Annotated in this window: 16 protein-coding genes; 4 read left to right on the forward strand and 12 right to left on the reverse strand. The window is 73.5% G+C overall.

Translation table 11 applies throughout. The features are described from left to right. The 4 genes from AC3ET3_RS23335 to AC3ET3_RS23350 all read right to left on the reverse strand — a co-directional run. The coding region (locus tag AC3ET3_RS23335) for a maltotransferase domain-containing protein (protein WP_435612818.1) at positions 1 to 861 on the reverse strand (861 nt) is incomplete at its 3' end. Positions 862 to 1,048: 187 nt separating this feature from the next. After that, on the reverse strand, positions 1,049 to 2,311 hold the full coding sequence (locus tag AC3ET3_RS23340) for a S8 family peptidase (protein ID WP_435612819.1): 1,263 nt from the start codon (positions 2,309 to 2,311) through the stop codon (positions 1,049 to 1,051). Between the two features lie 148 nt (positions 2,312 to 2,459). Beyond that, complete coding sequence (locus tag AC3ET3_RS23345) at positions 2,460 to 2,948, reverse strand: methyltransferase domain-containing protein (protein ID WP_432137915.1); 489 nt, start codon at positions 2,946 to 2,948, stop codon at positions 2,460 to 2,462. Between the two features lie 3 nt (positions 2,949 to 2,951). Further along, the gene (locus AC3ET3_RS23350; protein WP_435612820.1) at positions 2,952 to 3,587 is read right to left on the reverse strand and encodes an ATP-binding protein; all 636 of its coding nucleotides are present in this window, start codon (positions 3,585 to 3,587) and stop codon (positions 2,952 to 2,954) included. Between AC3ET3_RS23350 and AC3ET3_RS23355 the strand changes: the two genes are divergently transcribed. Further along, positions 3,526 to 4,869, forward strand: coding sequence for an NsdA family TPR-like regulatory protein (locus AC3ET3_RS23355; RefSeq protein ID WP_432157268.1), 1,344 nt, complete (start codon positions 3,526 to 3,528; stop codon positions 4,867 to 4,869). The two genes, AC3ET3_RS23350 and AC3ET3_RS23355, sit on opposite strands and share 62 nt — an antisense overlap. 245 nt (positions 4,870 to 5,114) lie before the next feature. After that, positions 5,115 to 7,757, forward strand: coding sequence for a glycosyltransferase family 1 protein (locus AC3ET3_RS23360; RefSeq protein WP_435612821.1), 2,643 nt, complete (start codon positions 5,115 to 5,117; stop codon positions 7,755 to 7,757). A gap of 8 nt (positions 7,758 to 7,765) precedes the next feature. Here the strand turns inward: AC3ET3_RS23360 and AC3ET3_RS23365 are convergent, their stop codons facing one another. From AC3ET3_RS23365 to AC3ET3_RS23380, 4 genes are all read right to left on the reverse strand, one after another. Next, the gene (locus tag AC3ET3_RS23365) at positions 7,766 to 8,536 is read right to left on the reverse strand and encodes a DsbA family protein (protein WP_432157266.1); all 771 of its coding nucleotides are present in this window, start codon (positions 8,534 to 8,536) and stop codon (positions 7,766 to 7,768) included. 86 nt (positions 8,537 to 8,622) lie between these two features. Next, a complete protein-coding gene (locus AC3ET3_RS23370) occupies positions 8,623 to 9,948 on the reverse strand; it encodes an MAB_1171c family putative transporter (RefSeq protein WP_435612822.1) in 1,326 nt (441 codons plus the stop codon). After that, the gene (locus AC3ET3_RS23375) at positions 9,945 to 10,547 is read right to left on the reverse strand and encodes a hypothetical protein (protein ID WP_435612823.1); all 603 of its coding nucleotides are present in this window, start codon (positions 10,545 to 10,547) and stop codon (positions 9,945 to 9,947) included. The genes AC3ET3_RS23370 and AC3ET3_RS23375 overlap by 4 nt, the downstream gene beginning before the upstream one ends. A gap of 65 nt (positions 10,548 to 10,612) precedes the next feature. Continuing rightward, the gene (locus tag AC3ET3_RS23380) at positions 10,613 to 11,050 is read right to left on the reverse strand and encodes a helix-turn-helix domain-containing protein (protein ID WP_432137908.1); all 438 of its coding nucleotides are present in this window, start codon (positions 11,048 to 11,050) and stop codon (positions 10,613 to 10,615) included. Positions 11,051 to 11,245: 195 nt separating this feature from the next. Here AC3ET3_RS23380 and AC3ET3_RS23385 point away from each other — a divergent pair, with 195 nt between their 5' ends. Then, positions 11,246 to 11,764, forward strand: a complete 519-nt coding sequence (locus AC3ET3_RS23385; protein ID WP_432137907.1) for a hypothetical protein — start codon at positions 11,246 to 11,248, stop codon at positions 11,762 to 11,764. A gap of 38 nt (positions 11,765 to 11,802) precedes the next feature. Next, complete coding sequence (locus AC3ET3_RS23390; RefSeq protein ID WP_432157262.1) at positions 11,803 to 13,449, forward strand: S1 family peptidase; 1,647 nt, start codon at positions 11,803 to 11,805, stop codon at positions 13,447 to 13,449. Between the two features lie 67 nt (positions 13,450 to 13,516). Here AC3ET3_RS23390 and AC3ET3_RS23395 read toward each other — a convergent pair whose 3' ends face one another. The 4 genes from AC3ET3_RS23395 to AC3ET3_RS23410 form a co-directional block, all read right to left on the reverse strand. Next, a complete protein-coding gene (locus AC3ET3_RS23395) occupies positions 13,517 to 14,026 on the reverse strand; it encodes a DUF1990 domain-containing protein (protein ID WP_432137905.1) in 510 nt (169 codons plus the stop codon). Positions 14,027 to 14,172: 146 nt separating this feature from the next. Next, positions 14,173 to 16,221, reverse strand: a complete 2,049-nt coding sequence (locus AC3ET3_RS23400; protein ID WP_432137904.1) for a M4 family metallopeptidase — start codon at positions 16,219 to 16,221, stop codon at positions 14,173 to 14,175. A gap of 317 nt (positions 16,222 to 16,538) precedes the next feature. Next, positions 16,539 to 18,404: an ABC transporter ATP-binding protein gene (locus tag AC3ET3_RS23405; RefSeq protein WP_432137903.1), complete on the reverse strand. Its 1,866-nt coding sequence runs from the start codon at positions 18,402 to 18,404 to the stop codon at positions 16,539 to 16,541. Beyond that, complete coding sequence (locus tag AC3ET3_RS23410) at positions 18,401 to 20,218, reverse strand: ABC transporter ATP-binding protein (RefSeq protein WP_432137902.1); 1,818 nt, start codon at positions 20,216 to 20,218, stop codon at positions 18,401 to 18,403. Before AC3ET3_RS23410 ends, AC3ET3_RS23405 begins: the two co-directional genes overlap by 4 nt. Positions 20,219 to 20,223: the final 5 nt, after the last annotated feature.

Raw genomic sequence — 20,223 nt, forward strand, 5'->3', positions numbered from 1 at the left:
GTCCTCCGGCCCCGGCGACAGCGTGTTGTTGCGGCCCTTGCGGAACGTCGTTCCGATCGGGTGGACGGGCGGCAGATACACCACGTCGAAGCCCATGGCGGCGATCGGCTCCAGCCGCCGGGCGGCCGTGCGGAACGTGCCGTGCGGGCGCTCGGGCGTGCCCTCCGAACGCGGGAAGAACTCGTACCAGGAACCGAACAGCGCCCGCTCCCGCTCCACCAGCAGCGGCAGCGGATCCGACGCGGAGACCGGATCCCGCAGCGGGTGCCGGGCCAGCACCCCGTCCACCTCCGGTGCCAGCGCCGCCGCGAGCCGGGCGGCGGCCGGCCGGGACTCGTCCCGCAGCGCCTCGACGGCGGCCACCAGCACGTCGCGCTCCGCTTCGGGCAGGTCGGCGGCGGCGCGCTCGTGCAGCCGCGCCCCCTCCTCCAGCACCAGCTCCGTGTCCATGCCGGCCGGGATCTTGATCTCGGCATGGTGCCGCCAGGTGGCGATCGGATCGCCCCAGGCCTCCACGGCGTACGACCACCGCCCCGGCGCGTCCGGGGTGACGGTGGCGCCCCAGCGGTCGGTGCCGGGAGCCAGCTCGCGCATCGGGGTCCACGGACCCGGGCGGCCGTCCGGCCCGGTGAGGACCACATTGGCGGCGACTGCGTCGTGCCCCTCGCGGAACACGGTCGCCGAGATCTCGAACGACTCTCCGACGACTGCCTTGGCGGGCCGCCGCCCGTGCTGGACCACGGGACGGACATCGAGAACCGGAATCCGGCCGACGGCCGTCACCGGCCCGGCGGGGCGGGTGTCGGGCGCCTCGGTACGGCGCGTCGGGGGTGCTGACGAAGGGTGGTGCTTGGCGGGCATGACCGCTCCTGTCCGCAGCAACGAGGGTGGGCGGATGGAAGTGGGAGATTGGTCCTGCGGTGGTGTCTTCCCACCCTATTCGGGTGGGCAATCCGGCACCTTGTTAACTACTCGCGCGTATGTCTTCACACCTGCCCCGCTCCGTCCCGGACGAACGGAGCGGGACGCTCCCACCGTGCCGCCACGCCTACGGCACCTGCAGAAGCTTGTTCGGCGAACCCTTCCCGGCGCCGGAGACCTTCCCGCGAACCGCCCCGGAGACCAGCGCCTTCTGCACCTGCGCCGGAGTGGCGGTCCGGTGGCCGGCGAGAAAGAGCGCCGCCGCGCCCGCCGCGTGCGGCGCCGCCATCGACGTACCCGAGTAGACGGCCCGGCCGGTGTCGCTCGTGTGCGACGCCGAGGTGATCGCCCCGCCCGGGGCGAACAGGTCGAGCGCCGATCCGTGGTTCGAGTAGGGCAGGCGCGCGTCCCGGGAGTCGGTCGCCCCGACGGTGACCGCCTCCCGGACGTCCGCGGGGGAGTGCAGGGCGGCCGCGTCGCCGTCGTTGCCCGCCGCGATCGTGTACGTGACACCCGCCCGGATCGAGGCGCGTACGGCGGCGTCGAGCTGCGCGTTGTACGGACCGCCCAGGCTGAGGTTGGCGACGGCCGGCTGCCGGGCGTTGCGGGTGACCCAGTCGATGCCCGCGATGGCCCGGGTGGTGGTGCCCGCGCCCGCGTCGTCGAGAACACGGACCGAGACCACCCGGGCGCGCCTCGCCACACCCACCGAGGCCCCCGCCACGGTGGCCGCGACATGCGTGCCGTGACCGTTGCCGTCGGACGCGTCGCGGTCGCCGCCCACGAAGTCCCAGCCGTGGCTCGCCCGCTCCCCGAACTCCTTGTGCGTGATCCGGATACCGGTGTCGATCACGTACACGGTCACCCCGGCACCGGCGGAGGACGGAGCGGAGTAGCGGCCGTCCAGGGGCAGCCGGGGCTGGTCGAGCCGGTCCGGCCCCCACGACGGCGGTGTGCGCCGGGTGACCGGGGTGGCGCCCGCGGCCCCGGCGGGCCGGGCGTGCACCGGGCCGGCCGGGACCGCCGGCGCTCCGCCGACGATCACCCGGGTGTCCTGGACGACCGAGGCGACCGCCGGGTCCGCGGCGAGCCGCCGGGCCTGTCTCGGGTCGGCCGTGACCGCGTAGCCGTTGAGGACCGAGCCGTAGGTGTGGCCGATTGTCGCCCCGTACCGGGCGATCAGCCGCCGGCCCCGCGCCGACGGGGCCGACACCTCCTCCCGCAACGTCACCAGATAGCTCCCGACGACGGAGCCGGCCGCCCCGGCGCCGACGACGGTGCCCTCCGGTGCGGCGTGCGCGGGCAGGGTGGCCGCCGACAGCGTCACGGCCGTGGCCGCCGCGATCAGGCCCGCCACCGCGCGCAGCCGCCGGGTTCGCGTCCGTGCCATGGTTCGAGTTCCCCTCCTCGACTCGACGCGTCCCGGGTGCGTGCCCGGGGGCGTCAGGGTGCAGCCTGTCGCGTGACGCGAAGCGGCACAAGACGGCCCATGGGGGCGAAACCGGCCGCATTGGCCGACAGGCCTACTTGACGGGGGATCAGTCGATCCGGTGTTCCCATCGGAGGGCTGGAACGCCGTCGACCCAGTAGGTATGTGACCTCTGGTTGACCTCCACACGCACCGCGTCGATGCCGGGGGCGCCGGCCTCCCGCCACGCCGCGACGGCCCCTTCGACCGCGTCCCAGACCGCGACCGGCCCGCCCTGGCGCACCGTCCACTGGCCGTTGTGCTCCCTGAGAGCCGCGAAGGACTCACGACCGGTGTCGAACAGGTAGACCGTCTCGCGGCCGTCGTCACCGACGGCTTGTAGGAACTGGGCCCCGGGCGCGCAGAGTTGGGCGAGGAACGCGGGGGTCCACTCGTCGAGCAGCGCCGGAGAAAGGGTGGTGCTCCGCTCGGTGTCGGCGTAGGTGGCGGCTTCCTTCTCGTCGTGGGGGCGTGGCTGGTCGCCGTCGCGGCGCGTGGACGCGGCGGGGCCGCTGATGGATGGACCCCGGCGGCAGGGGAGCGGACTCGACGGGTTCACTGCTCATCGGCCGCCCTCGACACGGAGTTCCGCCCAGACTTCCTTGCCCCAGGGGCGTCTCCCCGATCCTTTGAGGTCGTAGCCCCAGCGGTCGGCGATGGCGTCGATCAGGAGCAGGCCACGGCCCGACTCCTCGTCGTCACCGGCGGGGTGGAGTTCCGGCACGACCCACGGTGCCCGGTCCACCACGCCTACGCGCACCCACGCCGGGCTCGGGCGTCTGACCGTCAGCCGGATCAGGCGGCAGGACGTGTGCTTCGAGGCGTTCCCGACCAGCTCCGACGTGATCAGCGCGGCGCGGTCGGCGTGGCCGCTCAACTGCCAGGCGGCAAGCACGGCACGAACGAACGCACGGCCTGTCCGAGCCGTCTCCGGAGCGCACGGAAGGGTCTGGCTGTAGGCGGGGCAGTTGGCTGAGGTGGTCGGGATCAAGGTGCGGAGTCTCGTCATGGGCGTGCCTTCGTGGTCATCTCGGTGCGCGAACGGCCGGTAATCAGCCAACCGCCTTACGTGACCGGCCGGAACGGGGGACAGTTGGAGGAGGGTTGAACTGGTTGAACCGATCCGGGAGTTCTCCATGGCGCGACGTGACCGAACCCCGAACACCGCTCTCGCGGCCCTGATGACGGCGGGAGGCATCCAGAACGCGCAGTTGGCCAGGAGGGTGAACGCCGTCGGGCGGGAGCTCGGAGTGACCTTGCGGTACGACAAGACGAGCGTGTCGCACTGGCTCGGCGGCAGTGTGCCGAAGTCGGAGGCGCGGCCCGCCGTCGCCGAGGCGCTCTCGCGGTTCCTGGCCCGGCCCGTGACGTGCGCCGAGATCGGCTGGGAGAGCCCGGCGACCGATCCCGGCGACACCGTCTCCGGAGTGATCGACCTGAGCCGGGCGGACATGGACCCCTCCCGGCGCGGAGTGCTCAAGGGCGGTATGTACGCCGCAGCGCTGGCCGTGCCGAGATTCGACGACGTCACCGACCGCCCGGACCGTACCCGGGCCGCGGCGGCCGGGCGCACGGTACGCCTCGGCTCCGGTGACGTGGAGACCGTGCGCACGATGACGGACAAGATCGCCGACATCCTGGACCAGGTGGGCGCCGGCCACGCCCGCCCGATGGCCGCCGCGTTCCTGGTCAACAGCGTGGGTCCCTACCTGCGAGCCTCCGGCACCGAGCGGGTCCAGGCGGACATGAAAGCCGCCGCCGCCGACCTGGTGTACCTGACGGGCTGGATGGCCATGTACGAGAACCAGCAGGGCCTGGGACAGAAGTACTACCTACGGGCCCTCGACCTCGCCGGCGAAGCCGGGGACCACGTCACCTACTGCCGGACCCTGCGCGGCATGAGTCTCCAGGCCGGCCACCTGGGCCACGGCAAGAAGGCACTCGACCTCGCGGACTCGGCGGCCGAGGCGGCGCCGGCCTCGGGGCCGCGTCTCGTGGCGTTCCTGCGCGGGCAGCAGGCCGCCTCGGCGGCGATGACCGGCGACCGGCACACCGCCCTCACCCGGCTGCGGGAGACCGAGACCGCGCTTTCCCGGGCCGAGGACCGACGCGACGCCGTGGGCGGCTACGACCAGGCCGCCTACTTCTTCCACGAGGCACACGTGCGCTGGCACCTCAAGGACCCCGAGGGATCGATCAAGGCCCTGCGTCGGTCCAACGCGGCCCGCAGCCCGCTGGAGCGTCAAGGGAGGCTGCACTGCCTCGGCGTGATCGCCGAGCGCCAGTTCCGCACCGGGCACGTGGAGGCCGCCTGCCGGAGCTGGAACGCTTTCCTCGACGAGCACATGGCGATCTCGTCGGCCCGCGGCGATGAGCACCTGAAGGCGATGCTCAAGGCGCTCCCGCCGTACCGCGGGGTGGCGGCGGCGCGGTACCTGGAGGAACGGGCACGGCAAGTGGCCGCCGCCAAGGCGGCCTGACCTCCGCGCACGGAGTCGGCCCGACCGAGGGGTGGAGCGACCCGATACCCTGGGGCCGGCCCCGGGCCCCGCCGTAGCCCGCCGTCTCGAACAACTGGGCCACACTCTCCCCCCGGACATCGACTTCGTCGACGCCACTCACCCGGACACACCCACATCAACCCCCAAGTAACGGCTACCGTCGACACTGACGACGGGACGCACACCGCGGTGCGTCCCCCTCCGCACGCGCGACGAGGTGGAATGTGAAGGCGATCCGTCGATTCACCGTCCGGCCCGTTCTCCCCGACCCCTTGAGGCCCCTGAGCGATCTGGCCCGTAATCTGCGCTGGTCCTGGCACGCGGAGACGCGTGAGCTCTTCCAGTCCGTCGATCCCGAGCGCTGGGCGATCTCCGACGGTGATCCGGTACGGCTCCTCGGCAGCGTGCGCCCCGAGCGGCTCGCCGAGCTGGCCGAGGACCGCCGGTTCCTGCGTCGGCTGGCCGCCGCCGCCGGTGACCTGCACGACTATGTGACCGGCGACCGCTGGTACCAGGCGCAGGGCGGTGAGCCGCCCGCGGCGATCGCCTACTTCTCGCCGGAGTTCGGCATCACGGCGGCGCTGCCGCAGTACTCCGGAGGTCTCGGCATCCTCGCCGGCGACCATCTGAAGGCGGCCAGCGACCTGGGCGTCCCGCTGATCGGCGTGGGGCTGCTCTACCGGCACGGCTACTTCCGGCAGACCCTGTCCCGGGACGGCTGGCAGCAGGAGCACTATCCGGTGCTCGACCCCAACGAGCTGCCCCTGGTCCTGCTGAAGGAGGGGGACGGCACCCCGGCCCAGGTCGAGCTGGCCCTCCCCGCCGGCCGGACCCTGCGCGCCCGGATCTGGCTGGCCCAGGTCGGCCGGGTGCCGCTGCTGCTGCTCGACTCGGACGTCGAGGAGAACGAGTTCGGCGAGCGCGGGGTGACCGACCGGTTGTACGGCGGTGGCAGCGAGCACCGCCTGTTGCAGGAGATGCTGCTGGGAATAGGAGGGGTTCGGGCGGTACGGACGTACTGCCGCCTGACGGGGCATCCGCAGCCGGAGGTGTTCCACACCAACGAGGGCCACGCCGGCTTCCTCGGCCTGGAGCGGATCGCCGAGCTGTGCGACGGCAGGGGCGACAAGGGCACCGACGGCGGGCTGGACTTCGACTCCGCGCTGGAGGCCGTACGGGCCGGCACGGTCTTCACCACGCACACCCCCGTCCCGGCCGGCATCGACCGCTTCGACCGCGAACTGGTCGCCCGCCACTTCGGGCCGGACGCCGAACTCCCGGGCATCGACGTCGGCCGCGTCCTCGGCCTCGGCATGGAGACCTACCCCGGCGGCGAGCCCAACCTGTTCAACATGGCGGTGATGGGGCTGCGGCTCGCTCAGCGCGCCAACGGCGTCTCGCTGCTGCACGGGCGGGTCAGCCGGCAGATGTTCGCCGGGCTCTGGCCGGGCTTCGACCCCGAGGAGGTACCCATCACCTCCGTCACCAACGGGGTGCACGCCCCGACCTGGGTCGCCCCGGAGGTGTTCCGCCTCGGCGCCCGGCAGATCGGCGCCCAGCGCGCCGAGGACGCCCTGAGCGTCGGTGGCTCCGACCGCTGGGACTCCGTCGCCGAGATCCCCGACCAGGAGATCTGGGATCTGCGGCGCGACCTGCGCGAACAGCTGGTGCAGGAGGTGCGGCGGCGGCTGCGGGCGTCCTGGCGGCAGCGCGGCGCCGGCACGGCCGAGCTGGGCTGGATCGACGGGGTGCTCGACCCGGACGTCCTCACCATCGGCTTCGCGCGCCGCGTGCCCTCGTACAAGCGGCTGACGCTGATGCTGCGCGACCGGGACCGGCTCATGGAACTGCTGCTGCATCCGGAGCGGCCGGTGCAGATCGTCGTGGCGGGCAAGGCGCACCCGGCGGACGACAGCGGCAAGCGCCTGGTCCAGGAGCTGGTGCGGTTCGCGGACGACCCGCGGGTGCGCCACCGCATCGTCTTCCTGCCCGACTACGGCATGGGCATGGCGCAGAAGCTGTACCCGGGCTGCGACATCTGGCTGAACAACCCGCTGCGCCCGCTGGAGGCGTGCGGCACCTCCGGGATGAAGGCCGCCCTCAACGGCTGCCTCAACCTGTCGGTCCTGGACGGCTGGTGGGACGAGTGGTTCCAGCCGGACTTCGGCTGGGCGATCCCCACCGCGGACGGCGCGGCCACGGACGCGGACCGGCGTGACGACATAGAGGCGGCGGCGCTCTACGACCTCCTGGAGCAGCGTGTCACCCCGCGCTTCTACGAGCGCGGACGGCAGGGGCTGCCGGACCGCTGGATCCAGATGGTCCGCCAGACCCTCACCCTGCTCGGGCCGAAGGTGCTGGCCGGCCGCATGGTCCGCGAGTACGTGGAGCGGCTGTACACCCCCGCCGCGCTGGCCCACCGTTCGATGCGTCCGGACGCGGCGCGGGAGCTGGCCGACTGGAAGGCGCGGGTCCGCTCGGCCTGGCCGCGGGTCGCCGTGGACCACGTCGAGACCTCGACGAGCACCGCGACCGCCGAACTGGGCACCACCCTCGCGCTGCGGGTCCGGGTCCGCCTCGGCGACCTGCGCCCCGACGACGTGGAGGTGCAGTCCCTGTCCGGACGGGTCGACTCCGAGGACCGGCTCGCCGACGCCACGACGGTCGCCCTGAAACCCACCGCGGGGCCGGACACCGAGGGCCGCTGGCTGTACGAGGGCCCCCTCTCCCTCGACCGCACCGGGCCCTTCGGCTACACGGTCCGCATCCTGCCCGCCCACCACCTGCTGGCGTCCGGCGCGGAACTAGGCCTGCTGTCGGTGCCCGCGGAGGACCTGGCGGAGCAGTCGGGGGTGCTCCTGCGGTAGTCAGCGGCTCACCGCCCGGCCGCGGCGGCGTCGACCTGGCGGGTGAACCGGTCGGCGCCGACCGCCTTGCCGCTGTCGTCGATCACCGCGACGGGGGTGTCGCCGACCTTGACGGTCGGCGTGCCGGTGACGTCGCTGGTGTAGAAGGCGTCGGCGACCTTGTCGGCCCAGGCGAGGTACGTCCCCTCCTTCACGGCCTTGTTGAAGGCGGGTGTGCGCAGCCCCGGCACCTTCCCGGCGATCTCCAGCAGCTTGCCGGTGGAGCCGAAGGTGTCGGTGGTCTCGTCCTCGGGCTGGGCCGCGTAGAGGGCGGAGTGGTAGGCCTTGAACAGGGCGGGGCTCTCGTTCAGGGCGGCCCCGAGCGCTCCGAGCGCGGTCCGGGACCCCTTGCCGCCGAGCCGCTTGTCGAGGAAGGCGGCCAGGTGGAACTCCACCTTCGCCCTGCCGGAGGCGACGAGGGAGTCCACGGTCCCGCCGAGCTCCTGCTCGAAGAGGCCGCAGTACGGGCAGCGCAGATCCTCGTAGACGTGCAGGGTGACGGGGGCGCCGGCCCTGCCGTACGGGATGACGGTGCCGTCCTTGCCGGTGGTGTGCGCGGGGACGACCAGTGCGGCGGGTGCGGCGGCCGGGACGTCCGGGGTGGCGGCGGTGCCCGGGGAACCGTCGTCCAGGCCGAACCCGATGCCGATGCCGGCGGCCAGGCCCAGAGCGGTGGCCGCGCTGCCCAGGACGAGGGCGCGACGGCGGATGGCGGGGTGACGCGGGGGCTTGCTCTCCATGCGCCCGACGCTACGGAGCCCGCCGGCGCCGAGGAACGGCCCTGCGGTCCACCACCGCGGGGGCCTTGGGCCCGTCCGGGACCGCCTTAGGGCCCGTTGCGGTCCGCCGCGGTCCGCTGCGGTTCGGCCGTCCGCTGCGGTGCGGTGGTGCCGCGGTGCCGGAGCGGGCTCGGCGGCGGGTCCGGGATGTCCCGCTCACGGGCGGTGCCGGCCGGCACGGGCAGGGAGGCCGCGAGGTCGCGGACCACGGGGTGGCCGCAGTGGACGGCCACCCGTCCCAGCCACGCGGACGGATCGCCCCCGGGGCCGGCGGTGTCGCGCGGAGGCCGGGGGCGGGCGTCGGCCGGGGGTGCGGCGGGCTGTGCGGCGCGGGCCCGGCCGACCGCGTGGCGCAGGGCGACGGCCTCGGTGGCCGCCGCCAGCCGGGCACCGGTGAACCCGAGCGCGGCCAGCCGCTCCCGGGCCGTCGCCTCGATGCCGGGGTCGCGGAACCGGTCGAGGGCGAGCAGCGCGTCGCTGATCTCGATGGTGTACCGGTACAGCAGAAGGGCGGGCTCGGCGCGCAGCGGGGCCGGCAGCGGGAGGACGACCTCGGGCACGGCGCCGGTCAGCAGCCGCCACAGGGGTTCGAGGCGGCGCAGCGCGCGGCGGTCGGCGCGGGAGCGCCGTCGCTCGGCGAGGGCCGGCCAGGCGAATCCGGTCCCGGACAGCAGCAGGGTGACCGTCAGCAGGACCTGGGTGGTGGGCACGACGACGGCGTCGTCGAACAACGGCCCGCCGAAGCCGCGCAGCGCCAGGTAGGCCCAGCGGTGCAGCGCGTAGCCGGCGGCGGTCGCGGCGCCCGCGCCGATCAGGGTGAGCGAGGTGCGCAGGGGGCCGGGCGGCGCCTGCCGGCGGTGCCGCAGGCACATCACGCCGATCGCGTTCACGCCCCAGGTCACGTAGCCGAGGAACACGCTCCAGTAGGCGACGTGGGCGGGCGAAGAGGCGGCGGTCAGCAGGTGCTGCTCACCGGCCGGCCGGGGGGCCAGGAAGAACGCCGTGCCGAGCGCGGCGGCGGCCACGGGGAGCGGCAGCCACTCGCCGGGGCGGCGGCCACGCGTCGTGACGACGTCGGCGGGGGCGGACATCTGGCGCACGAAGGCGGTCAGGCAGGTGATCGCGGACATGCCGAGCAGATGGCCGACGAGGTTGGTGACGCTCTGCACACCGGTGGCGCCGTCGATCACCCGGCGCACCGCCGGCACCCCCACGGTGACCGACAGGGTGACGAGGGCGACCACCGCGGCCAGCGTCCGGGACGGCCGTGACTCCGGTCCGGCGCCGCCGCGCAGGCAGCGGCGGGCGGTGTACGCGGTGAGCGACCACATCGGCACCAGCAGGACGGCCTCGAAGGGTCGGATCGCCGTCATCGGGGGCGCTCCGCTCCGAGGGCGCGGGCCAGCCGGCCGAGGACCTCGGACCCGTCGGCGGCCGGCGGCAGGCCGTCCGGTCCGTGACCGGCCGACCGCTGGTGGATCAGCGTGGCCATCAGCTCGGCCTGCTGCTCCTGCAGTTCGGTGTAGTCGGTGCGGCCCCGGGCGAGCAGCCGCCGCACCATGGCGGGGTCGAGGTCGGGGAAGAGCGACTCCATGCCGGGCAGGTGCCCGACGCCGCCCCCGCCGCCGTCGCCGTCGTCCTCATGACCGGGGGTGGTGTGGTCGAGCAGGAGGTGGGAGAGCTCGTGCAGGATGATGTGCCGCTGGTGCAGGTCGCTGGTGGACGTCTCGTAGAAGATGTGGTCGGCGTGGCCGAGACTGATCCACAGTCCGCACAGATGGGCGGTGGCCCCCGCGTCTTCCGGCAGCGGCGACAGGGTCAGCGGTCTGCCGTGCCGGCGCTCGATCGCGGCGCACAGCGCGTCGATCGTCAGGGGCCGCGCCCGGGGCAGCGGCAGGTCGTCCAGGATGGCGTCGCACCGGTCCCGGAAGTCGGACCACGACCCCGCCCGTGCCCCGATGCCGTGAAGCACCCCGTTCCCTTCCCCCCGGCCCGATCGGCGGCGTGCCGCCCGGTCATGTCACGGGAGGGGAGACGCTAGTTCGGGCGGCCGGGTTCCCGCGGCCGGTCGGCGGACTGCTCGACGAGGCCGCGCACCACGTCCAGGCCGTGGGCGGAGAGGGTGGCCACCGCCGCCGCGCGCAGGGCGACCGCCTTCACGTCGTGGTCGCGCATGGCCTTGAGGAGGGCGAGCTGGGCCATGGTCCGGTCGGCGACGGCGTCGTCGACGAAGTAGCCGACCGGCACACCGAAGAAGTCGGCGAGCGCGCGCAGCGTCCCGACGGTGGGATTGGGTGCCTTGCCGTTGAGCAGCATCGACAGACGGCCCACCGAGAGCGAGACGCCTCCGGGCTCGTCGACCGCCTTGATGCCGTCGACCACCTCCTGAAGGGTGTGGCGTCTGCCCAGCGGCTGCACATGCTCGAAGAGGTACTCGAGACGGGCCGCCAGTCGCTCTCCCTCGGGCTCACTCACGCTTGCTCACCTCTCGCTGCATCCGGCGGTCCGAGCATTATCACGCCTGTCGCATGCGACTGCACATATAGGTGTGTCGGACGCGTCGAGGTAGCACGTCGAAGCAGGGATTCTTGCATGTGAACGGCTGCATCGCATGAGCCTCGGTGATCAAATGCTTTCACTAAAGTGAAACAGCCTGTTAAGGTCGCCCAGGTGAAGACACGAAAGCTGATTGTGCGAACTGTTGGCGCGGCCGTGGGGGCGGGCGCCTTGGCGTGGCTCGCGACAGCGGGCGGTACGCCGGGCGCTCAGGCCCCCGCCGGTGGCACGCCCGTGCAGGCCGTGGCCGACGAGGCCCCCGGCTACGCCGTGGAGGACTTCAACTACCCGGGCGCGGACCAGATCCTCGCGGAGAAGGGCATCACTCTCAAGCGCGGCGACGGCCACATCACGCTCGCCGACTGCGTGACGGGGACCGGCCAGCTGGAGGTCTGGGCCCGCAGCAAGGACAAGGTCTGCTTCGACGTCACCGGCACCTCGGGCTGGCTGACCCTGGAGATCCCCTCGGTGTACGGCGTGCGCGGCAACGACTACGCCACCCAGGTCGACATGACCACCGGCACCGAGGAGAAGAGCTTCGACGTCGCGAAGAACAGCTGGACCCCGGTCGGCGAGAGCGCGGACGAGCAGGGCCGCGAGTTCATGCTCGTCGAGATCCGGACCAGCGCGTGACTCCGCCGCACATCCGCAAGCCGACCGAAGGAAGAGACATGCTCGCATCCCGTCCGCGCCCGGCGCGGACCACGGCCCTGCTGATGACCGCCGCCGCCGCCGCGTCGGCCGGACTGCTGGCGCCCGCGCCCGCCGGGGCGGTGACGGGTCCGCAGGCCGCCGACGGGCAGCCGGCGTCCGTCGTGCGGCTCACCATCGGCGACGAGGCCGACGCCCGCGGCTGCACCGCGACCCTGATCGACCAGTGGTGGCTGGCCACCGCCGCCAGCTGCTTCGCCCAGACGCCCGGTGAGCACCTGGTGCCCGCGGGGAAGCCGGCCCTGCCGACCACCGCCACCCTGAGCGACGGGACGGCCGCGGCGGTCGTCGACCTCCGGCCGCGCACCGACCGCGACCTGGTCCTCGCCCGCCTCGCCGCCCCCGCCACCGGCTTGGCGGGGGTGCGCCGCGCCACCGCGAGCCCCCAGACCGGGAGCGAGCTGACGGCGGCCGGTTTCGGCCGGACCGGCACGGTGTGGGTCCCCGACCGGCCGCACACCGGCGCGTTCACCCTCGACTCCGCCGACGCGACCACGCTGTCCATCACCGGCAAGGGCACCGACGCGATCTGCAAGGGCGACACCGGCGGCCCCCTGCTCAACGCCCAGGGTGAGCTGGTGGGTGTCAACAGCCGCTCCTGGCAGGGTGGTTGTCTCGGCACGGATGCGACGGAGACCCGGACCGGAGCCGTGTCGGCCCGGATCGACGACCTGGCCGACTGGGTCCAGGACGTGCGGGCCCTGACCCCCGGCTGGAAGGCCGAGACCGTCGTCCAGGCCGGCACCGGCCTCTACCAGGGGATCCGGCTGGCCGACGGGTCGTGGACCGCGTTCACCGACGTCCAGTCGGAGGCCGGTGACATCGGCGGCGTGCGGGCGGCCGCCGTCGCCGGCATCAACGGCGACACCCACGTGGTGGCGCTCGGCGGCGACGGACACCTGCGGCACGTCGTACGGTCGGCGGACGGCACCTGGGGCACCTTCGGCGACGTCAACTCCCAGGCCGGCGCGCTGAACGACGTCACCCGGGTGTCGGCCGTGTCCATCGGCACCAGCCTGCACGTCGTGGCGGTCGCCGGCGGCAAGGTGTACCACACGGTCCGCGGGGCCGACGGCAGGTGGACCCGGTTCGGTGACGTCGCCGTCGCCACCGGCGGCCCGATCGGCACCGTCACCGCCGTCGCCACCGCTTCCGCCGGCGGTGAGCTCCAGTTGGTCGCCGTCAGCGGCGGCAAGGCGTACCACACCGTCCGCCGGACCTCCGGGGTCTGGACGGTCTGGGGCGACGTGGCCCGGGCGGCCGGCGCCACCGGTCCGGTCACCGCCGTCACCATGGCGGGCGCGGGCAGCGACGCCCACCTCGTCATCGCCACCGACGGCGGCAGCCGCCAGTACCACGCCATGCGGTACGGCAACGGCACCTGGGCGCAGTTCGGCGACCTGAAGGGCTACCTCGGCGCCGTGACGGCCACGTCCGTCGGCGCGGGCACCGTCGACGGGGAACTCCAGCTCGCCGTGACCACCGCCGACGGCCGGATCCTGCACATCGTCCGCCACACGGACAGGACCTGGTCCCCGGCCGAGACGGTCACCGTCCGGGGCGTGACGGGCACCCTCGGCCCGGTGTCCCTGGCCGGCACCCTCTGAGCCCGCTCCGGCTCCCCGCGCCGCCGCACGCCGCCGCGGGGAGCCGGACCCCGGGTACGGCGTGCGGTCAGCCGGCGTCGGCCGGCGCGCACAGCCGGCGCAGCACCGCGCCGCACCGGCGGGCGTAGGCGTGCTGGAGTCCCCGGGTCGCCGGGCCGCCCGCCTTCGCGTACCACTTGGCCGGGCGGCTGAAGGCCGACACCGTCAGCCAGACCGTCCCGTCGCCGGTGCGCTGCACGACGAACGCCTCCTCACCGCACTCGGGGTGACCGGGGAGCGTGCCGTACGCCCAGCCCGCGCGCCGGTGCTCCGCCACCGTCCACACCACGCGGCAGGGCGCCTTGATGACGCCGCCGAGGACGACCGTGACCTCGACGCCCTCCGCGGCCCGGTCCGCCGTGGCCTCGACCCCGACACCCAGGGCGCGGTGCATCTCCCAGGTCTGGACGGCGTCGGCGGCTCTGCGGAAGACGTCCTCACCCTCGCCGATGCGGGTGCGTACCAGCATCGGGTGGAAGCCGGGCGGGCAGAAGCCCGGCTCGCGGGTCGCGCCGACGTCGTCGTACGTGAAGGACATGGGGCCCAAGCGTACGGCGGCCCCCGGAGGCGCCCTGTCCGGGGTGGCCGCGAACGCGGACGGGCGCCGTTCCGGCGGGATTCGAACCCACCGGGACGGCGCCCTGCTCGGCGACTCGTGCCGTGTCCGTCGCTGCTACCGGCGGACTACGGGAAGGTCAGGCTCCAGCTGTTGATGTAGCCGGTGTCCCACGAGTAGTTGTCCTGCACGCGCAGCTTCCAGGTGCCGTTGGCGGTCTCGGAGGAGGCGTTCACCGTGTAGGTGGTGTTGATGTTGTCCGAGCTGCCACCGGTGCCGTAGTCCTTCAGCAGGTACGTCGTGCCGTCGGGGGCGACGAGCTGCACCCGGAGGTCACCGATGTAGGTGTGCACGATGTCGACCGCGACCTGGAGGTTGGAGGGCGCGTTGCCGGACCGGCCGGAGACGGTGATCGAGGAGGTCACGGCCGCGCCGTTGTCCGGGATCGACACGTCGGCGCCGTTCTCGAAGGTGGTGCCGCCGCCACCGCCGCCGCCGGAGCGGGAGCCGACCGAGACGCCGGCCCAGGCGTCCTGCACCGCCTTGTACTCGGCGGACGTCGTGCCGTACAGCTCACCGGCCGCCGCGAGGGTGCCGGTGCGGGCGCCCGCGTAGTTGGTGGTCGAGGTGAACTTCGTGGTCAGCGCGCGGAACCAGATCTTCTCCGCCTTGGCGCGGCCGATCCCGGTCACCGGGAGGCCGTCCGACGTCGGCGAGTTGTAGGTGACACCGTTGATGGTCTTGGTGCCGCTGCCCTCGCTGAGCAGGTAGAAGAAGTGGTTGGCCGGGCCCGAGGAGTAGTGCACGTCGACCGACCCGATACCGGAGTACCAGTAGTCCTTCGACGCGCCGTCCCTGCTCGGCTTGTCCATGTAGCGCAACGGGGTGCCGTCGCCGTTGATGTCGATCTCCTCGCCGATGAGGTAGTCACCGACGTCGGAGGAGTTGTTGGCGTAGAACTCGACGGCCGTGCCGAAGATGTCGGAGGTCGCCTCGTTCAGGCCGCCGGACTCACCGCTGTAGTTGAGGCCGGCCGTGTTGGAGGTGACGCCGTGGGTCATCTCGTGACCCGCGACGTCGATGGAGACGAGCGGGTTGCTGTTGCCCGAGCCGTCGCCGTACGTCATGCAGAAGCAGCTGTCGGACCAGAACGCGTTCACGTAGCTGTTGCCGTAGTGGACGCGCGAGTAGGCGGCCGCGCCGTCACCGCGGATGCCGCTGCGGCCGTGCGTGTTCTTGTAGTAGTCCCAGGTCAGCGCGGCCCCGTAGTGGGCGTCGGCGGCCGCGGACTCCGCGTTGGACGGGCTGCCGTTGCCCCAGACGTCGTCGGAGCCGGAGAAGAGCGTGCCGGTGCCGGAGGAGCCGTGGTTCAGGTTGTACGTCTTGTGCCCGCCGCGCGCGCCGTCGGTGAGGTTGTACGACGAACCCGACTGGGTGGTGGTCAGGTTCACCGTGCCCGAGTACACCGTGTTGCCGGTGCCGGTCTCGATGGCCTCCCACTGGTACAGCTGCGCGCCGGTGGTGGCGTCGGTGATGACGTGCAGTTCCTGCGGGGTGCCGTCGTGCTGGAAGCCTCCGACGACCGTCTCCCACGCCACGGTCGGAGTGCCGCTCGCGGCCCATATCACCTTGCGCGGGGCCCCGTTGACGTCCGGGCTCTTGGCGTCCTCGGCCTTCGCGGCGGACAGCGCCTGCCGCTCCGCCTTGGCGGTGGACACGGCGGTCGCGGTGGTGGCCGGCTTGATGGCGGCGCGGGTGGCCTTCACGACGCCGCGCGTCGCGCCGGCCTTGGTGGTCGTCACCACGAGGTCGCCGCCGAGGACCGGCAGCCCGGCGTAGGTGCGCTCGTAGCGCGTGTGGACCGTGCCGTCGCTGTCCTTGACGACGTCCCGGACGACCAGCTTCTCCTGGGCGCCCAGGCCCAGCGACCTGGCGGTGTCGGTCCGGTCGGCGTTCGCCTGCCCGATCAGCTCGGCGCGCTGCGACGGCGAGAGCTGGACGGCGTCGGCGCCGGGAACCGCGGCACCGGCCGCCGCGGGAGCGCTCTGCGGGGCGGCGGTCGCCGCACCGGACTGCACGGCGGCGGCGACCAGTGCGGCCACGCCCACCAGGGCGACGGCCGTGGTCCTGCGGTACGCGGGGTGGGAGGTGCGTCTGCGAGAGGGACTGCTGCTCAACACTGACTCCTTCTGCGGGCCGCGGGTCGCACGGCCATGGGGAGACCGGCCGACGGGTGGGCCGACCGGGCAGAACGGGGTGTACGGAGTGCGTGCGGGGTGGCCGGGTCCGGGGTGGGGCAAGTGGGGTTGCTGTGGACCGGCACTGGGAAGCGTGGCAGGAGACCGCGGTTTCTGTCAGGAGCGCGTCAGAAACTTGGCCGGAAACAGTCCGTTGTCCGGGAGATGGCATCCGGTATGCGGACAGTTGGGGCGAAGTTCACCTGCTGACGCTATGTCAGCAGGTGGGCCGGCCGAGGGGCCGGCGGGCGTGCGGTTCAGGCCAGGCTGTCCCGCCACGCCCGGTGCAGGTCCGCGAAGCGGCCGGTGCCCGCGATCAGTTCGGCAGGGGTGCCGTCCTCGACGATGCGGCCGCGCTCCATCACCAGCACCCGGTCCGCGATCTCGACAGTGGACAGCCGGTGGGCGATCACCACGGCCGTACGGCCCCGCAGCACCGTCGCCATGGCCCGCTGCACGGCCCGCTCACCGGGGATGTCCAGCGAGCTGGTCGCCTCGTCCAGGATCAGCACCGCCGGGTCGGCGAGCAGCGCCCGCGCGAACGCCACGAGCTGACGCTGGCCGGCGGAGATCCGGCCGCCCCGCTTGCGCACGTCCGTGTCGTAGCCCTCGGGCAGCGCGCTGATGAACTCGTGCGCCCCGATCGCCTTGGCGGCCCGCTCGATCTCCGCCCGGCCGGCGTCCGGCCGCCCGAGGGCGATGTTGTCGGCGACCGTCCCGGAGAACAGGAACGCCTCCTGCGTGACCATCACCACCCCGCGCCGCAGCTCCGGCACAGGCAGCTCCCGCAGGTCGACGCCGTCCAGCAGCACCCGCCCCTCGGTCGGGTCGTAGAACCGGGCCAGCAGCTTGGCCAGGGTGGACTTGCCCGCGCCGGTCGAGCCGACCACCGCGACCGTCTGCCCGGCCGGCAGGGTCAGATCGAACCGGGGCAGCACCTCGCCGCCGGTCCGGTAGCCGAAGGCCACCGAGTCGAAGACGACCTCCCGGCCCGGGAACTCCCCCCGGCGCGGCGGCAGTTCCCGCGCCACCGACGGCTCCGGGACCGACGGGGTCTGCGCCAGCAGCCCCGCGATCTTCTCCAGCGAGGCGGCCGCCGACTGGTAGGAGTTCAGGAACATGCCGAGCCGGTCGATCGGGTCGTACAGGCGGCGCAGGTACAGCACCGCGGCGGCCAGCACGCCGAGCGCCAGCGTGCCGTCCGCCACCCGGTAGGCGCCCCACAGCACGATCAGCGCCACCGCCGTGTTGGCGACCACCCGCGAGGTGACCACGTAGCGGGCCATCTCCAGCAGGGCGTCCCCGTTGGTCCGCTCGTGCCGCCGGTTCAGCTCGGCGAACTCCGCGTCGTTGACGGCCTCCCGGCGGAACGCGCGCACCGGCCGGATGCCGTTCATCGTCTCCACGAACTTCACGATCACCGCCGCGATCGCCGTCGACCGCGCCCGGTACACCCGCCCGGCCCGCCGCCGGTACCCCCGCACCAGCAGGTACAGCGGCACGAACGAGGCCACCGCCACGCCGCCGAGCCCCAGGTCCAGCCAGAGCAGCATCGCCGAGATGTACACGAAGGACAGCACGACGGTGACCAGCTCCTGCAGGCCCTCGTTCAGCAGCTCCCGCAGCGACTCCACGTCCGTCGTCGAGCGGGAGATCAGCCGGCCCGAGGTGTACCGCTCGTGGAAGTCGACGCTCAGCGCCTGCGCGTGCCGGAAGATCCGGCCGCGCAGGTCCAGCAGCACGTCCTGGTTGACCCGCGCGGACGCGACGACGAACGCGTACTGGAGCACCCCGGAGGTCAGCGCGCACAACAGGTACCCGGCCGCCACCGCCACCAGCGGCCCCGCGTCGTCGCGCTCGCGCAGCGCCGGCACGGCACGGTCGATGGCGTACGCCACCAGCAGCGGACCCGCCTGCACCGCCGCCTGCTGGAGCAGCAGCAGGAGCGTGGTCACCGCGACCCGGGCCCGCATCGGGGCGAGCAGCGAGCGCAGCAGGGCGGCGGTGGCTCCCGGCGGGGTCGGCAGGACGTCCCGGTCGAACGGGTCGCCGGCGCTCGTGCCCGCGGGGCTGCGGTCCTCCTCGTCCGGCGCGGCCGGGGCGGGTGTCGTCGGCGCGGTCATCGGCGGTGGACCTCCTCGTACCCGGCGGCGTCCCCGGCCCCGGACATCAGACGGGCGTACTCGGCGTTGCCGCGCAGCAGTTCCTGGTGGGTGCCCACGGCGGTGATCCGGCCGCCGGACAGCAGGGCCACCCGGTCGGCGAGCAGCACGGTGGACGGCCGGTGCGCCACGATCAGGGCCGTGGTCTCGGCCAGCACCTGGCGCAGCGCGGCCTCCACGGCGGCCTCGGTGTGCACGTCGAGTGCGGACAGCGGGTCGTCCAGCACCAGGAAGCGGGGCCTGCCCACGACCGCCCGGGCCAGCGCCAGCCGCTGCCGCTGACCACCGGACAGGCTGAGCCCCTGCTCGCCGACCTGGGTGTCCGGGCCCTGCGGCAGCCCGGCCACGAAGTCCGCCTGCGCGACGGCGAGCGCCCGCTCCAGCTCGGCGGCGCCCGCCCCACCGCCGGTCCCCATCAGTACGTTGTCCCCGACGCTCGCGGAGAACAGCGTCGGCTCCTCGAACGCCACGGAGACCAGGGAGCGCAGCTCCTGCCGCGGCATCCCGGCGATGTCCCGCCCGTCGAGTGTGATCCGCCCGGCGCTCACCTCGTGCAGCCGCGGCACCAGCGCGGTGAGCGTCGTCTTCCCGCTGCCCGTGGCACCCACCAGCGCCATCGACTCCCCGGGCCGGATGTGCAGATCGATCCGGTCGAGCACGGGGGGCGAGTCGGGCGCCGCGTCCGGGTAGCGGAAACCGACGCCCTCGAACCGGATGCCGTCGGGCCGGGCCGCGCCCCGCGGCGCCGGGCCGCGCGCCCCGCTCGCCGCCGGCCCCCCGCCCTCCGGCTCCACGTCCATCACCTCGAAGTACCGCTCGGTGGCCGTCGCCGCCTCCTGGCTCATCGCCAGCAGGAACCCGATCGACTCCACGGGCCACCGCAGGGCGAGCGCGGTCGACAGAAAGGCGACCAGCGTCCCCGCGGACAGCGCCCCGTCCGCGACCTGCACCACCCCCACCACCAGGGCCGCCCCGATCGCGGCCTCCGGCAGGGTGACGATGACCCCCCAGATCACCGCCAGCAGCCGGGCCTTGCGCAGCTCGGTGCCCCGCAGCGTCCCCGACAGCTCCCGGAACGCGCGCGCCTGGCTGCGGTGGCGCCCGAACCCCTTGATGATGCGGATCCCGAGGACGCTCTCCTCGACGACCGTCGTCAGATCGCCCACCTGGTCCTGCGCCCGCCGGGCCACCGCGGAGTACCGCTTCTCGAAGACCACGCAGGTCACCATCACGGGCACGGCCGGCCCGAGGATCACCAGCCCGAGCGTCCAGTCCTGCAGCAGCATGATGACCACGCCGACCAGGATGGTCACCCCGTTGACCAGCAGGAACGTCAACGGGAACGCGAGGAACATGCGCAGCAGCATCAGATCGGTGGTGCCCCGGGACAGCAGCTGACCGGAGGCCCACCGATCGTGGAAGGCGACCGGCAGCCGCTGCAGACGCCGGTACAGATCCGCCCGCATCTCCGCCTCGACGTGCGACAGCGGCCGCGCCACCAGCCACCGCCGCAGCCCGAACAGCAGCGCCTCGCCGAGCCCGAGCAGCAGCAGGAACAGCGCGCCGAGCCACACCCCGCCGGGGTCACGGTCGGCGACCGGCCCGTCCACGAGCCACTTCAGCACGAGGGGGATCACCAGCCCCGTGCAGGAGGCGACCACGGCGACGAAGGCGGCGGTGAACAGCCGCGCCCGCACCGGCCGCACATAGGGCCACAGCCGCAGCAACGTCCGTACGACGGACCGGTCCTCGCTGGTTGCACTGGTCGCAGACATCGGAT

Source organism: Streptomyces sp. bgisy159, from assembly GCF_057707805.1.

Coding starts and splice junctions, on each gene's coding strand:
- AC3ET3_RS23340 (WP_435612819.1), bottom strand. CDS start 2,311: ATGGCACGGACGCGAACCCGGCGGCTGCGCGCGGTGGCGGGCCTGATC.
- AC3ET3_RS23355 (WP_432157268.1), top strand. CDS start 3,526: ATGGCGCGACGTGACCGAACCCCGAACACCGCTCTCGCGGCCCTGATG.
- AC3ET3_RS23350 (WP_435612820.1), bottom strand. CDS start 3,587: ATGCCTCCCGCCGTCATCAGGGCCGCGAGAGCGGTGTTCGGGGTTCGG.
- AC3ET3_RS23365 (WP_432157266.1), bottom strand. CDS start 8,536: ATGGAGAGCAAGCCCCCGCGTCACCCCGCCATCCGCCGTCGCGCCCTC.
- AC3ET3_RS23370 (WP_435612822.1), bottom strand. CDS start 9,948: ATGACGGCGATCCGACCCTTCGAGGCCGTCCTGCTGGTGCCGATGTGG.
- AC3ET3_RS23390 (WP_432157262.1), top strand. CDS start 11,803: ATGCTCGCATCCCGTCCGCGCCCGGCGCGGACCACGGCCCTGCTGATG.
- AC3ET3_RS23395 (WP_432137905.1), bottom strand. CDS start 14,026: ATGTCCTTCACGTACGACGACGTCGGCGCGACCCGCGAGCCGGGCTTC.
- AC3ET3_RS23405 (WP_432137903.1), bottom strand. CDS start 18,404: ATGACCGCGCCGACGACACCCGCCCCGGCCGCGCCGGACGAGGAGGAC.
- AC3ET3_RS23410 (WP_432137902.1), bottom strand. CDS start 20,218: ATGTCTGCGACCAGTGCAACCAGCGAGGACCGGTCCGTCGTACGGACG.